Origin of the sequence: Hyphomonas sp. (genome assembly GCF_037969335.1) — a bacterium.
GTDB lineage: Bacteria > Pseudomonadota > Alphaproteobacteria > Caulobacterales > Hyphomonadaceae > Hyphomonas.
This window is the reverse complement of sequence record NZ_JBBKXE010000090.1, coordinates 1-14339: the sequence shown is the minus strand read 5'-3', so window position 1 is coordinate 14339 and position 14339 is coordinate 1. Positions and strand designations below refer to the sequence as shown.

At 60.6% G+C, this 14339-nt stretch carries 14 protein-coding genes; 6 read left to right on the top strand and 8 right to left on the bottom strand.

Going from position 1 to position 14339, the window contains the following annotated elements:
- Window positions 1-598: 598 nt before the first annotated feature.
- The 3 genes from AADA04_RS07315 to AADA04_RS07305 form a co-directional block, all read right to left on the bottom strand.
- Window positions 599-1033: a CBS domain-containing protein gene (locus AADA04_RS07315; protein WP_340692599.1), complete on the bottom strand. Its 435-nt coding sequence runs from the start codon at window positions 1031-1033 to the stop codon at window positions 599-601.
- Window positions 1034-1124: 91 nt separating this feature from the next.
- Window positions 1125-1832: a rhomboid family intramembrane serine protease gene (locus tag AADA04_RS07310; protein ID WP_340692598.1), complete on the bottom strand. Its 708-nt coding sequence runs from the start codon at window positions 1830-1832 to the stop codon at window positions 1125-1127.
- Window positions 1833-1988: 156 nt separating this feature from the next.
- Entirely contained in the window at window positions 1989-4592 is a 2604-nt protein-coding gene (locus tag AADA04_RS07305; protein ID WP_340692597.1) for a TonB-dependent receptor, read from the bottom strand.
- Window positions 4593-4996: 404 nt separating this feature from the next.
- On the opposite strand from AADA04_RS07305, the gene AADA04_RS07300 reads away from it, so the two are divergent.
- The gene (locus AADA04_RS07300) at window positions 4997-5548 is read left to right on the top strand and encodes a PAS domain-containing protein (protein WP_340692596.1); all 552 of its coding nucleotides are present in this window, start codon (window positions 4997-4999) and stop codon (window positions 5546-5548) included.
- 2 nt (window positions 5549-5550) lie between these two features.
- Here AADA04_RS07300 and AADA04_RS07295 read toward each other — a convergent pair whose 3' ends face one another.
- A complete protein-coding gene (locus tag AADA04_RS07295; protein ID WP_340692595.1) occupies window positions 5551-7185 on the bottom strand; it encodes a choline dehydrogenase in 1635 nt (544 codons plus the stop codon).
- A 151-nt stretch (window positions 7186-7336) separates the two neighbouring features.
- On the opposite strand from AADA04_RS07295, the gene AADA04_RS07290 reads away from it, so the two are divergent.
- Complete coding sequence (locus AADA04_RS07290; RefSeq protein WP_340692594.1) at window positions 7337-7927, top strand: PilZ domain-containing protein; 591 nt, start codon at window positions 7337-7339, stop codon at window positions 7925-7927.
- A gap of 5 nt (window positions 7928-7932) precedes the next feature.
- Here the strand turns inward: AADA04_RS07290 and AADA04_RS07285 are convergent, their stop codons facing one another.
- On the bottom strand, window positions 7933-8481 hold the full coding sequence (locus tag AADA04_RS07285; RefSeq protein WP_340692593.1) for a gamma carbonic anhydrase family protein: 549 nt from the start codon (window positions 8479-8481) through the stop codon (window positions 7933-7935).
- A 238-nt stretch (window positions 8482-8719) separates the two neighbouring features.
- On the opposite strand from AADA04_RS07285, the gene AADA04_RS07280 reads away from it, so the two are divergent.
- Together AADA04_RS07280 and yghU are read left to right on the top strand one after the other, a co-directional pair.
- The gene (locus tag AADA04_RS07280) at window positions 8720-9532 is read left to right on the top strand and encodes a PhoH family protein (RefSeq protein WP_340692592.1); all 813 of its coding nucleotides are present in this window, start codon (window positions 8720-8722) and stop codon (window positions 9530-9532) included.
- 149 nt (window positions 9533-9681) lie between these two features.
- Window positions 9682-10554: a glutathione-dependent disulfide-bond oxidoreductase gene (gene yghU, locus AADA04_RS07275; protein ID WP_340692591.1), complete on the top strand. Its 873-nt coding sequence runs from the start codon at window positions 9682-9684 to the stop codon at window positions 10552-10554.
- 63 nt (window positions 10555-10617) lie between these two features.
- Here yghU and rnk read toward each other — a convergent pair whose 3' ends face one another.
- On the bottom strand, window positions 10618-11049 hold the full coding sequence (gene rnk / locus AADA04_RS07270) for a nucleoside diphosphate kinase regulator (protein WP_340692590.1): 432 nt from the start codon (window positions 11047-11049) through the stop codon (window positions 10618-10620).
- A gap of 108 nt (window positions 11050-11157) precedes the next feature.
- Complete coding sequence (locus tag AADA04_RS07265; RefSeq protein WP_340692589.1) at window positions 11158-11343, bottom strand: DUF465 domain-containing protein; 186 nt, start codon at window positions 11341-11343, stop codon at window positions 11158-11160.
- Between the two features lie 252 nt (window positions 11344-11595).
- Between AADA04_RS07265 and AADA04_RS07260 the strand changes: the two genes are divergently transcribed.
- Both AADA04_RS07260 and AADA04_RS07255 read left to right on the top strand, forming a co-directional pair.
- Window positions 11596-12534: a hydrogen peroxide-inducible genes activator gene (locus AADA04_RS07260; RefSeq protein ID WP_340692588.1), complete on the top strand. Its 939-nt coding sequence runs from the start codon at window positions 11596-11598 to the stop codon at window positions 12532-12534.
- 47 nt (window positions 12535-12581) lie between these two features.
- Complete coding sequence (locus tag AADA04_RS07255; RefSeq protein WP_340692587.1) at window positions 12582-13190, top strand: trimeric intracellular cation channel family protein; 609 nt, start codon at window positions 12582-12584, stop codon at window positions 13188-13190.
- A gap of 72 nt (window positions 13191-13262) precedes the next feature.
- Here AADA04_RS07255 and AADA04_RS07250 read toward each other — a convergent pair whose 3' ends face one another.
- Window positions 13263-14285 (bottom strand): toll/interleukin-1 receptor domain-containing protein, encoded by a 1023-nt coding sequence (locus AADA04_RS07250; RefSeq protein ID WP_340692586.1) that lies wholly within the window; start codon window positions 14283-14285, stop codon window positions 13263-13265.
- Window positions 14286-14339: the final 54 nt, after the last annotated feature.

The following is a 14339-nucleotide window of genomic DNA, read 5'->3' as shown; positions in this document are numbered from 1 at the left end:
AACTGTTGCTATATAAGCATCAAGTAATTGCGTTCTTTGACGAGAAACCCTTAGTCACAAAGACCAGGCCGAAACCTGATCGATGGAAAAAGAATTTTCTCAAGAAACGCATCCGTCGGGATCGTTTGGACCGTAGCCGAAGCTCGTGTCCGCTAGCCGTCACGCCGCCTGCGAGTCTCTGCCTAATCTCTTACAATGTCAAACAGCTGGAACCGAAGTTCCGGTAGGCCATCCAGGGCGCTGCCCCTTCCGGAAGAAGGCGGCTTATATGAGCCACCCAACTCCCCGTCAACACCCTTTTTTGCGTCTTCTGCAGTCTCCGTGTTTGACCACGTTTTCTACTGAATTTTGGCACAAATGAAATTGTCGACCGTTGTGACGGCCTGCAAAATCAGGCATTTCGAAGAACCGCATATATAGCCGCTGTTCGGGTGAAATATCAAGAACTATTTCACTTAATTAGCAGCCCGTCTGCGGGGCCCGCTTTGGAAACCGTTAGGTCTCTGCAGCGGAGGCCGGGGAATACCCCCCTCATGCCGAAGCCGCAACCCCTTAAAACAGGGTTTCCGCAGAAAACGACACTTTTGTTGCAATCAGCCTAGTATTGGGCCGACAGATACGACTTCATCGCCTCTGCTTCGGCCTCTGTCTCGGCGATTTTCCATTTCACCAGATCGCCGATCGAGACAAATCCGATCAGCTTTTCGTTGCGCAGGACCGGCAAATGGCGAATCCGCCGGTCGGTCATCAGCTGCATCGCGTGATCAATTCGCATCGTGGAGGGCACCGTGACCACGTCGCGGGTCATCGCGTCGCCCACTTTCATCTCCAGCGCGGCCTGACCGTGACGGGCAACCTGGCGCACAATATCGCGTTCAGAGAGGACGCCGATGATCGATTCGCCGGAATCCAGCGCGACGACCGCCCCGATTCGGCGCAGATCGAGCACTTTCGCGGCGGCGCCCAACGTATCTTCCGCGCCGACGGAGATGACTTCGCGCCCCTTGTCATTCAGAATCTGGTCAATCGTCATGTAACATCCTCCAAGCCTCAATCGGTGAGTCCGATTTCTATTTGCAGTGACGATACCATATCCGGCGCGCCGAATCGATCAGGAACGCAAATCAGGCGGCGACGCCTTCCCGGCGCCAGACGAGGAAGCGGAACGCGAGCGCGCCGGCGACGTACCCGCCGACATGCGCCTGCCAGGCGATTCCCGCCCCCAGCATGGACGGCCCGATGAAGGCCAAGATCAGGTTGGCGACCAGGAACACCACTGAGCCGGCTATGAAGGGGCGTGAGGCAAGACGCGGCGCAGCGCCCTGCTGGGCCATCAGAACGATTGCTATCAGGCCCGACACGCCTCCGGACGCACCAATCGCCGGCTGCCCGATCGGATAGTTCGCGGCCAGGTGCGCCAACGACCCGCCCGCCACGCTCATGAAGAACAGGAAGAGGAACAGTTCGCCGCTCCGGTTGCGTCCACGGCCACGGGTCCGTTCCAGGTATTCGTAGACCGGCTTGCCGACGCCGAGCAGCATGGCTGCGTTCAGGCCGACATGGACCCAGTCGCTATGAACGAACGCGATCGTGAAGACCGGCGCGATGGCTGAGAAGGCATTTGAATAGGGCTCGGCCGCTCCCGGCGGCAGGCTCGCGCCCAGCCAGCCCCAGAACCGCTCGGGAATCAGCGCCACGTTCCACAGCAGGGCGTCCTGCAGTCCGGCGCTGAGCAACACCCGCCCCCCATGCGCGGCCAGAAGGACCAGTGCCAGGGCCGTCACCCAGGGCGGTGCATTGATGATGGGCGGACGTCGGGAATTGCGGGCCATGCAGCCTCCTGAGGGGAATCACACTTCCCACTATATAGACACGCAAGGAAGTAATGGCAGGTTATGCCTGCGCCGCTCCGGGGATTTTGGCCACGAGACGCAAAAAAGCCCCGCCGCGAACGACGGGGCTTTCCGCAATGTTATCGCTGAGTCGGTCTAGAACGCCTTGCGAACCGTCACGCCATACGTCTTCGGCTGGTTCGGGTAACCGCTGATCGATCCAGCTTGCGCCGTGGTCGGGAACGCCACCGTGACATACTCGTCGTCAAAGATGTTGCGCCCCCAGAAGGTCACGCCCAGGCCGCCTTCGGTCGTGAAGCCGGCTGACGCATTCCACGTGCTGATTTCGTGCTGGTCGTCGATGAGTGCCTGATTGGCCGGATCATCGAAATAATCCGTCGGGCTCTCATACTGCCAGTCTGCCCGCACGAATGCTGCAAGCGACTTCACGTCGAACGTGTAGGTCGCCGAGGTCGACGTCGCCGTTTCCGGGATGTCGTAAGGCTTCATACCCGAGAGGTTGAGTTCGTTCGACGCCGACAGCGGCAGCGTCGGATCGATCTTGATGCCCGTGCTGGTGAAGTTGTCATACTGCGGATCCTGGAATGTACCCGCGAACGTGAGCATCAGATTGTTGGTCACGTTCCATGTTGCGTCCACTTCCATGCCTCGCGTCGACTGCTTGCCGGCATTGGTCAGGTTGAACCCGGTGCCCGAGAACGTGTTCGACTGGAACCCTTTGATGCTCTGATCGAACAGGGCAACGTTCACTGCGAACGAATCATAGGCCACTTTCGCACCGACTTCGTAGACGGTCGCGTCTTCCGGTCCGGCAAATCGCGTGCCGATCGTCAGGTTGTTGACGGCAAGCCCTGCATCGCGGATCGGCGAGGAGCCCGGGCTGGTGACAGGTGACCCTGGCGTGAAGTCGCTCGAGAACGGGCGGCTGTCGCGCGACAGGTTCCAGGACGTCGCCTTGAAGCCCGTGCCAATCGACCCGTAGAGGTTCAGGTTGTCGGTCGCATCAAAGGCCAGCCGGAACGTGTAGGTCAGCTGGTCGTCCTTCGAATGGCCATCTTCCACGGCATTCGGGAAGCCGAGGAACGGCGGCAGGAACTGCAGTGGCTGGAGGCCGAGCAGTGGGTTCGTTGCCGGATCCTGCACGCCCGCCTGGATAGCTGCAAAGGCGAGAGGGTTGGCACCCGCAAAAGCGGCGACCTGCGCCGGATCGGTCGCATCGACACTATAGGCTGCCAGCGTCTGCGCGAAGCCGATGGCAACAAGATCGAGACCCGAGAACACATCGGTGCTCACGATGTTCCCATAGGCATCCTTCTCATCCTCGGTATAGTTGAGGCCGATAGTCGCCGTCAGGCGGTCCGTGGCGTGCCAGTCAACCGTGCCGAAGATCGACCAGGCCGTATTGTCCTGACCGAACTCTTCGGTGAGGCCTTGTCCTGTTTGACCGAACACAAGCCCGACCGGCAGGCCGAGCGCCCCTTCGACCAGGTCCAGCGCGCCGCCGGACAGAAAATCGGCATAGCCGCGGAAGTCCGCGCCATAATAGAGTTCATTCTTGATCGCGACGGTCTCATCAAAATAGAAGCCGCCGACCATCCAGTCGACCGCGCCGGTGCCCGTCGACGTGAGCCGGACTTCCTGCGTGAACGTCTCGATGTCTGTTGCATTGTAATTCCGGCCGAGCAGGTCTGCGCTGGTGAAGTCGGAATCGGCGTTCTGCTCGAGGTCGGATTCACGATATGCCGTGATCGACGTGAGCGTCATGTTGCCAAGGTCGAAATCGCCCTGGAGGGACAGGCCGCCATTGTCGATATTGTTGGTGGAGCCGAAATTGTACGCCACTTTGTAAGACGTTGGATCTTCGGGCACGACCTGACCGCCAAGCGCGTTGACAATCGCCCCCGTCGGGCCGTTCACCACATTCGCAGCGGCGCAGCACAGCTCGTCAATCGTGTCATAGTCGCCGATCAGGCGGAACGACATGTTTTCACTCGGTTCGAACAGCAACTCGCCGCGCAGGCCGTAGCGGTTGCGCTCATTGGTGTCCTGACCGGTGCCGATATCTTCGATGTAGCCGTCGCGCGTATTATAGCTGCCGCCCAGGCTGAACGCGAGCGTGTCGCTGATCGGTCCGGTCACGTAGCCCTTGGCACGATAGCCATTATAGTTGCTGACAGTGCCTTCAACATTGCCGCCGAGTTCGAAGGACGGCTTCTTGGTGACCACAGAGATGACGCCAGCCGAGGCGTTCTTGCCGAACAGGGTCGACTGGGGACCGCGCAGCACTTCGACGCGCTCGATATTCGGCAGGTCCGAAATCTGCGACGCCGACCGCGAACGGTACACGCCATCGATGAACACGCCGACCGAAGGCTCGATGCCCGCATTGTTGGCGCCGTTGCCGAAGCCACGAATCACGAAGTTCGTGTTGGACGACGACTGGAGCTGGCCGACGCTGAGCGATGGCACGAGCGACTGGAGATCGTTGAGGTCGAGAATCTGGGCTTTCGCGATGACGCTTTCATCAACCACCGAAACGGCGACCGGAACGTCCTGCAGCGTTTGCTCCCGCTTCGTCGCCGTGATCGTCACGGTCTGCAGCGTACGCGGTGATTCGTCGTCTGCTTCCTGCGCAATGGCAGGCATGGCGGCGCTCGCGATGGCCGCGAAGCCAACGCCAAGGCAAAGGACGGATTTCAGATTCGAACGCGCAGAGGCGCGTATAGGTGTCTTGGACACTCGGTATTCTCCCTGGGATTTTGTCGTCAAGTTTGAGAGGACGCCACGAAATTCGCGGCAGCGGATAGATAACGGTACGCGCAGGACTAACGGAGACGTAATTCTACGCAAGACCTCGACAGCAAAATTTCCGGCCTGACGTTGGGTCCGTATCAGAGCGCAGCTGTCAGGTGTCCTGGCATCCACCCTGTGGGATGATCGCGGTGTTTCGACTTGGTACGATCTGGCACAACGCGGCGCCTGCCCGTGGCACCCGTGCCCGGCACGCAATCCCTTTGAGGCGAATTTCGCGTCGGCGACGCCTGCTTTTCCCCTGACGCATGACCCTGCATCTGGAATGGATATTGCGACTGCCGGTGCTGGACGGTCCGGAGCGGACCAAATAATTACGGAGACAGCCTGTCATGCAAGACCGGTCTATACACCCAAACACCCGGATCCTGATCGACGCGTGGCGCAGGATGAGCCGAGGACCGGATTCAAATGCGGTCGATGACCCGCGCGTGGCTGAACATCCGGACCTGATTACGCAATTGTTTGTCGTCCAGCACAGCAACGACAATGGCTGGCAGTTCCGCACTGCAGGCCAAGGCCTGTCCGACCTGCTCGGCCGCGACCTGACCAATCATGACTTCCTGGAACTCTGGAGTGGACCCGACCGGTTCATGATGACCCATTTCATGGAAGCCATTCGCTATGACGGTGCCCCCGGCATCGTCCGCGGTCGCGGCGAAACCCTGGCTGGCCAGCGTGTGGAAGTCGAGATCACCCTGATGCCGCTGGTACGCCCGGGTGGCCAGACCGACACGCCCCGCCTCCTCGGACTCTACCAGACGCTCGGCGGCGAACCGATGCTGAAAGGGCGCCCGATCTGGCGTCACCGCATCTCGATGCTGGTACCGCCCGATACGCGGATCGAAGGCCCGCAATTGCGCCTTGTCGCCACCAACGCCTGACCTCAGGCGGGCGCGAGGATATCCTCGCGCTCCAGGGCGGGCTTTCCGAGCATCATGTCGGCTGCTTTCTCGGCGACCATGATGGTCGGCGCGTTCGTGTTCCCGCCGACAAGAGTCGGCATCACCGACGCATCGACGACACGCAACCCGTCCACGCCGCGCACACGCAGCTGGCCGTCGACAGGGCTGGCATCGCTGGTCCCCATCGCAACCGTGCCGACGGGGTGATAGATCGTCTCCCCCATCCGGCGGATGAAGGCGTCGATATCCTCGTCGGTCACGACACTCGCCCCCGGCATGATTTCCGAACCGCGCAGCGCGTTCAGGGCCGACTGGCCACAGACATCCCGCACCATTTTCACCGCCTCGCGCATCGCCCGGCGGTCTTCCTCCGCAGCGAGATAGTTGGGGTCGATGGCCGGATGCGCGAACGGATCGGCGGAAGCGAGACAGATCGTGCCCCGGCTCTCGGGGCGCAGCTGGCAGGCATGAACGGTAAAACCGTCCTTCTGTGGATCGTGATTGCCATGGTCCATCATGATCGCATTCACCAGGTGCAACTGAATGTCCGGCATCGACAGGCCTTCGCGCGAATTGATGAACGCGCCCGCCTGCAGGAAATTGTCGGCGCCGGCACCGGTCTGGTTAAACAGGTACTGAAGGCCCACGCCGAGTTTCTTGAGACCCTTCTGCTGCGAATAGGCTGACACGGGCTGGGTCATCTCGTGGATCACGGTCACATCGAGATGGTCCTGCAGGTTCTGGCCAATGCCCGGCGACTTCACCTTCGCCTTGATGCCGAACCGGTCGAGATGTTCCGGATTACCGATCCCCGAGAGCATCAGGATTTGCGGCGACTGGACCGCCCCGGCACAGACAATGACTTCCTTGTCGGCATGGATCACCTGGGTCAGTGCGCCCTTGCCTTCGACGACTTCAACGCCCGTTGCCCGGCCGTTCTCGATCAGCACGCGTGTCACCAGCCCGGTCGAGATGACCGTCAGGTTCGACCTGACGCCTTCGATCGGACGCAAGTAGCCATACGAGGCGCTCCAGCGTTCACCCTTGTGGATGGTGCGCTGGTAGCGGCCAAAGCCTTCCTGCTGGGCACCGTTAAAATCATCGGTGAGCTTGAATCCCGCCTGTTCGCCAGCCTGGACAAAGGCCCGGTAGATCGGGCTCGACATCGGGCTTTCCGAGACGCGCAGCGGGCCAGCCCCGCCATGGAACGTGCTGTCGCCGGATTCGTGTGCTTCCGACCGTTTGAAATAAGGCAATACGTCGGCATAGCTCCAGCCCGTCAGGCCCATCTGGGACCATTGGTCATAGTCGCCCGCATGCCCGCGGATATAAACCATGCCGTTGATCGAGGACGATCCGCCCCAGCCCTTGCCCCGGGGCCAGTAAAGCTTGCGCCCGTTCATGTGTTTCTGGGCTTCGGTGTAGAAGCCCCAATTGTGATCATTGGCCTGCTTGATCAGGCTGCCGACACCAGCCGGCATGCGGATCATCAACGAATTGTCTTTCTTGCCCGCCTCGATCAGGCACACTTTGATGGCAGGATCAGCCGACAGGCGGTTCGCGAGCGTGCATCCGGCACTGCCAGCGCCAACGATGACATAATCATAAGTTTCCATGGAAAGTGGCTCCGCCCCGATTGGATAATGAATGGCACGCCTGGAACCCGCGTTCCGGCCTGTCTCTGCAACACTTTGTGAACCTAAACCGCCTAAGTAAAGCGTTCACGGTGGGACAAGTTCGGTAATTTCGGACTTTCGGGAGCAGCAAATGACCGTTCCGCGCAGCTCAGCGGTCAGCAATAGTCCGCTGATAAATCCAGACAAGGACAGGCGCCTCTACAAGCGCGTCGCCCTGAGTCTTGTCGGGCGTGTCCTCGACGAAGACGGCTCCGACCACGAAATGACGACAATCGACATATCCTGCTCCGGAGCGATGATCCGGTCGGACTACCGTCCGGCGGCCGGCGCACAGGTGGTTTGCTACTTCAACGAACTCGGCCGCGTCACTGCGACGGTCATCCGCGCGACCCCGACCGGCTTTGCCGCCCATTTCCGGATCGTGCAGCACAAGCGCGAAAAACTCGCCGACCGCCTGACCTGGCTTCTCAACAAGGACAGGCTCGACCTCACCGATGACCGGAGCGGGGCCAGGGCGTCGGGTGGCGGACCCGCCCTTCTGACACTTGATGACGGACGCGAGATTAAGTGCCGCGTTCTCGACATTTCACTCACTGGCGCCAGTTTCGAGGCCGAACGCGCGACACCGATGGTGGGTGACACGGTCTTTGCCGGCAATGTGCGCGGTGAAGTTGTCCGCGTGACCGGCAAGATCTTCGCGATCCGCTACCTGCGCCAGTAAACCGGTCAGTCGATACGCTTCGCGCTGTCGCGGTGCTTCTTCCAGTTCTCGACATAATGCAGTGCTGACATTTTCAGCATCTGCATCTGCGGTTCCGACAGGGACTTCACCACTTTTCCCGGTGAACCCATCACCAGCGAATTGTCGGGGATCTCCTTGCCTTCCGGGATCAACGTATGCGCGCCGATGATGCAATTCTTCCCGATCTTCGCATTGTTGAGGATCGTCGAGCCGATACCGATCAGCGTTTCGTCGCCGATCGTACAGCCATGCAGCATCACCATATGGCCCACCGTCACGTCCCGGCCGATGGTCAGCGGCGCGCCGACATCGGTGTGCAGCACGCTGCCATCCTGGATATTGGTGTTCTCGCCAATCGTGATCGGGTCATTGTCGCCGCGCAGGACGGCGCCATACCAGACAGAGGCGTTCTCCTTCAGGATCACGTTGCCCATAACTTGGGCATTTTCGGCCACCCAGTAGTTTCCGCTCGCCGGCAGCTGGGGTCGGGCCTCTCCGATCTGGTAGATTGCCATGATGATTCGTCCTCTCATTTCGCCTGCGGAATATCGCTTAAAGGGTTTGATAACCCTGCTAGAGTCTAATCAACAACAGATTCGGACGTGGAGACGGTCATAAACAGACCCAGTCGCACCTCGCCGCCGGGACCGTTTGTTTCCGGACTGGCCACGCCGCCCACAGGGCGGTCCCCCCATCTGCCCCCATTTTTCGCCAAGCCGTCCGCAATTCTGCTGACGGCTTTTTTTCTGCCTGGAACCAAGGAGTCCTCCCATGGGTAAACGCAACGCCGCCAAGCGAATGAAGACAGCATCAGAGGTGAAAGCCACTGCCTGGATTCAGGATGCCGGTCGTGGCCAGCCGCCCCTTCTCCAAGCCATAGACGGGGGCCGCAGCTGGCATCCCGACGATGCAGACACCCGTAGGCGAAAGCCAACCGCCGCAGAGCCTGACCGCACCCAGCGCTACCAGAAAACCGTCAAGCCCCGCTCAGAGAACCAGGCCCAGCTGATGAAGGCCATGGACACCCATGCCCTCATCGCCGCGCTCGGTCCCGCCGGAACCGGCAAGACCTATCTCGCCGTCTGCAAGGCGGTTGAGGCCCTGCAGGCCGGCAAGGTCGCCCGCATCATCCTGTCGCGTCCTGCCGTCGAGGCCGGCGAGCAGATCGGCTTCCTGCCCGGCGCCATGGAAGACAAGCTCGCCCCCTATTTGCGCCCGCTCTATGACGCCCTGTCCGACCGGCTCTCACCCGGCCAGCTGAAGCACATGCTGTCGGAAGGCGTGATCGAGATCGCCCCCATCGGCTTCATGCGCGGGCGCACGCTCAACAATGCCTTCATCGTCGTCGATGAGGCGCAGAACTGCACCTATACGCAGATCAAGATGCTGCTCACCCGGCTTGGTTGGCACTCCACAATGGTGATCACGGGCGATCCCGCACAGACCGACCTGCTGCCGGAATTCTCCGGCCTCGCCAATGCCGCCGAACGGCTCGAAAAACTGGCCGGCGCCGCCGTCATCCGCCTAGAAGGCGCCGACGTCGTCCGCCACCCCCTCGTCCAGGAAATGCTCGAAGTCCTCTAGGGAAACAGATCCCCCGCTTCGCCCGTCCGGGAAACCGGGCGGGCTTTTTCGTGCGCCGCGACCGGCCGCTCACCAGATTGTTATTCACAATCTGCCCCGCGCGCCTACATGTAGGACCAACGCGCAATGCTGCCGCTGGAGGAATTTACATGAGCGACCCGACCTATACGCCGCCGAAAGTCTGGACATGGGACAAGGAAAGCGGGGGCCGGTTCGCCAGTATCAATCGCCCGATCGCCGGCCCGACCCACGAAAAAGAGCTGCCCATCGGCAAGCATCCCTTCCAGCTCTATTCGCTTGGCACGCCAAACGGCGTCAAAGTCACGATCATGTTCGAGGAGCTCCTCGCCGCCGGTCACACCGGCGCCGAATATGACGCCTGGCTGATCAATATCGGCGAGGGCGAGCAATTCAGCTCCGGCTTTGTCGCCGTCAACCCGAATTCCAAGATCCCGGCTTTGATGGACCACAGCACGACCCCGCCGACCCGCATCTTCGAATCCGGCGCCATGCTGATCTATCTCGCGGAAAAGTTCGGCGCCTTCCTGCCGACAGACAATGCCAAGCGCGCCGAAACGCTCAGCTGGCTGATGTGGCAGATGGGGGCCGCGCCCTTCCTCGGCGGCGGCTTCGGTCACTTCTACGCCTATGCGCCGGAGAAATACGAATACCCGATCAACCGCTACGCCATGGAAGTGAAGCGCCAGCTCGACGTGCTCGACCGTCAGCTCAAGGACAATGAATACATTGCCGGCGCCGACTACACGATTGCCGACATGGCGATCTGGCCCTGGTATGGCGCGCTGGTCACCGGCGCGGTCTATGATGCCGGCGAGTTCCTGCAGGTGCAGGACTACACCAACGTCATCCGCTGGATGAAACAGGTCGGCGCCCGCCCCGCCGTCGAGCGCGGCAAGATGGTCAACCGCACCTTCGGCAAGCCGGAATCACAATTGCGCGAACGCCACGATGCCAGCGACTTCGACACGAAGACGCAAGACAAGCTCGAAGCGCAGGCATAACGTCAACAGCCCCCACCCCACTGGGAGACACCCTGGGGTGGGGGCTGGCCATTTGCGCCCTTTCTAGCGCGCGTCGGCGTCGCGCTGTCCGGCTCCCGGCCGTTCAACGCTGACAATCCGCAACAGGCGTTGCTGCCCGTCATGATACCGGCACATGATCGCATCTCCGGCTGACAGGCCGATCAGCGATGCGCCAACCGGCGTGGCGATCGAAATCCGGCCGAAGGCAATGTCGGCCTGATGCGGGTAGACAAGCTGGACCTTGCTCTGCGTCCCGCTGCGCTCATCGATGAACTCGACATGCGCATTCATCGTGATCACACCGTCCGGCAGCTCTGCCAGGTCATGCACCTGCGCCCGGTCCAGCTCGCCGAGGAGCAGGCCGGACACTTCCGGATGCTTGTGGCCCAGCGCATAGGCGAGCGCGTTCAGCGCGTCATATTCACTGTCGATAAGATGCACCGGGGGGCGTATGTCCTGACCCGGTAAATTCATGGCGCTCATGGCCTGTCCAATCTGAAAAAGTGCGTGAAAAATGCTGCCAGCCGGAAGGTTGCACCCCGGGGGGAGTGCGGGAATCCGGCTGGCAGGGACGGTAAAGGATCAGCGCCGCGAACGCCGCGCCATCATGTCCTTCACCGCCATCCGTTTGGCCTTCAGCGCCCGCAGCAATTCTTCATTGGGCTGGGCGCGGCGGCTCTCATCCGATATCTCTGACTCGATCGTGCTGCAGCGGCGACGCAGTTCATGCAGCAGGCGCCCACGATGCGAAATGATGCCGTGATTCATGATCAGCCCCTCCGCCACCAGGCCTGCCGTCGCCGCTTCGGCGGACCCACACGGCCAGCCTGCGCGAGTCGGTTCGCACGCCGGGCCACCACCGGGACAGAGGGGGTATAAACCGGAATATCTGACAATATGTACATCAATGGGCCTCCTGTCTGATGGGTGTTGAACCGTGCGTTCCTTCTTGAATTGGGCTGTGTCTTGCGATAGTTCCAATCGAAATATGTTCTTAATTCGATAGTTGGAGGCTATGGGATGAGACCCACCCTGCGCCAGATGGAATATCTCGTTGCGATTGCCGACACCGGCAAGTTCGGCGACGCGGCCAAACGCGCCAATGTCAGCCAGCCGAGCCTGTCCGCACAAATCGCCGACATGGAGGCTGAACTGGACGCTGTCCTGGTCGAGCGCGGCCGGCACGGCGCCCTGCTCACGCCCATCGGCGTTGAAATCGTCCGGCGCGCCCGCCTCATCCTGCAGGATGTCGAAGACCTGAAAACCGCTGCCCAGCGCAACACTGACGGCCTGTCCGGGCGCATGCGCGTCGGCGTCCTGCCCACGATCGGCCCCTATCTCCTGCCCAACGCGACGCGCCAGCTGCACGCCCGTTTCCCGGACCTGCGCTTCAATGTCCGCGAAGAACCGACGATCGACCTCGATACCCATCTGGGCGACGGTGTGTACGATTTCATCATTTCCGCCGCCGATGCCCATGACGGCATGGCGACCACGCCCCTGTTCGCGGAAAGTCTCTGGATCTGCACGGCCTCCGACGATCCGCTCGCCCAGGCCCAGGGACCTGTCCGGCTGGCCGACCTGAAGGGCCGCACCCTGCTCAGCCTTGGCCACTGGCACCGCCTGAACCAGATGATCCAGTCCATCGCGAAGAGCGCCAGGGCCCATGTCAGCGTCGAATATGACGGCTCAAGCCTCGATTCGGCGCGCCAGATGGCCGAGATGGGGGCTGGCGTCGCCGTCCTGCCCAGCCTCTATGCCCTGACAGAGCGCCGCCGCGACCCCGGCCTGATGATCCGCCGCATCGACCATCCGTCGGCCCGGCGCAAGATCGCGCTCGTATGGCGCCGCACATCCAATATTGCCGACCGCATGACCATCCTGACAGATGTCTTCCGGGATGCCGCTGAAGACATTCTCCGCCTCGAAACGGAAACCGACAGGGTTTCCGCCAGGTGATCCTGCCGCTAAGGCAGACCACTCACCCCATCAAAGCAAGGGCCGCCATGTCCCCCGACCTCATCCTCACCCTGTTCGACCGCGTCGGCGTGTTCGTCTTCGCCATTTCCGGCGGCATCGTCGCCGTGCGCAAGGACATGGACCTGTTCGGCGTCATCGTGCTGGCCTTCCTGCCCGCCATTGGCGGCGGCACGCTGCGCGACCTGATCCTCGACCAGCCGATCTTCTGGCTGTCAGACACGCCGACCCTGCTGCTCGCGCTGGCGGGCGGGCTGACCGCCTATGTGTTTCACCGCTTCCTGGAAAACTTCCGCCCCCTGCGCTGGGCCGATGCGTTCGGCATGTCGCTGTTCGCCGTCACCGGCGCGGCCAAGGCCATGAACCTCGATCACGGGCTCGCCGTCGTCCTCATCATCGGCACCCTCACCGCCAGTGCCGGCGGCCTGATGCGCGACGTGGTCGCCAATGAGGAACCGCTGCTCCTGAAGAAGGACATCTACGCCACCGCCGCCCTGCTCGGCGCGGGCGTCTATTTCGGCCTCGCCACTTATGGCCTGCCCGAATCCAGCGCCTTCATCGGCGGCCTCGCAGCGGCCTTCACCCTCCGCGCGCTAGCCATCATCTTCCAGCTGTCGCTGCCGAAATCGCCGTTTTAGGTACGTGTTACTTTTCACTCTCCGCTTCGGAGAGAGACTCGACCAGTCGACTTTGGTTAGGGACCACCAACATCAGTGTTGGTCGAGTTGAATCTGGAAATCGCCCCATTGAGACTGATTTATCTCTTGTCCAAGAACGTCACCGCCAATCGAGGCATGGAAGGATCCCTGAAACACGAGACCCTGCAAATGTCCCTTGGCAGTAAAACTTGATTCCAATTTCATCGCGACGGGAAGAACTACATCGCCCAAGCCCGGATACCAGACACTTTCACCCTCCGAAAACTGAATCGTGCGAGTTCCGGTAAAAGTATTCGGTAAGTTGGGATCAGTTGAGATTTTTTCCTCATTGCAAAACGCAATGACGTTGGTGGCGCCAATTCGCTCATTGAGAGCTTGCATCTGTTGGTAGCCGGAGCGCGTGAACAAACTAATCGTAATTCCATTGTCTAATTCGCGAACCACCCAACCACCGGTTACAGAAAGTGTCATTCCTTCAAAATTATCTACGGCTGGCAACGACCCGCGATAGATCAATTCACCTCCTCGAATTTGCGCGATAGAACCCAAACCAGGCGCGATAGGCTCTCCATGGTCCAGTTCCGGGTTTTCAACGCCGATGGAACTTAACAAGCGCCCCATGCCCTCTCGCCACCCAAGTCGTTCAAAGTCGATCCAGTGCAGATCGTGCAGCGTTTCCCCACCACCAATTGGTCGAGCGGGAATATCACACTGCTCGATCTTTACTGGAATAAACCAAGCGCGGTTGAACGGTCGCAACTGCAATTCTTCTATAGCCCAGGCGACTTCTTGGTTCGCTACAGAACGATCCTTGTTGCAGCTGTTTTTTGAGAAGATAGCTACGAAATACCCTCCTTTTTGGATGGCTTCCCTGAGAGCTATCTTCCAACGCTCCCCGCCCTTTAAATCGTTTTTGTCTCGCCAGTAGGCGACCCTGTTTCGAGACAGCGTTGCGCAAACGAAATCGACTGACGCGTCATCTTCTGAGACGTACGAAATGAAAGCGTGGGACATATGCGCCTCGTTACGTTTTGGGTTTGTATACGAGCTGATTCTATCAGCAATCGAATTCATTGTACCTTTCCGCCCCCAAAACAAAAAACTTATCCCCCCCCTCCGCGCTGCCCG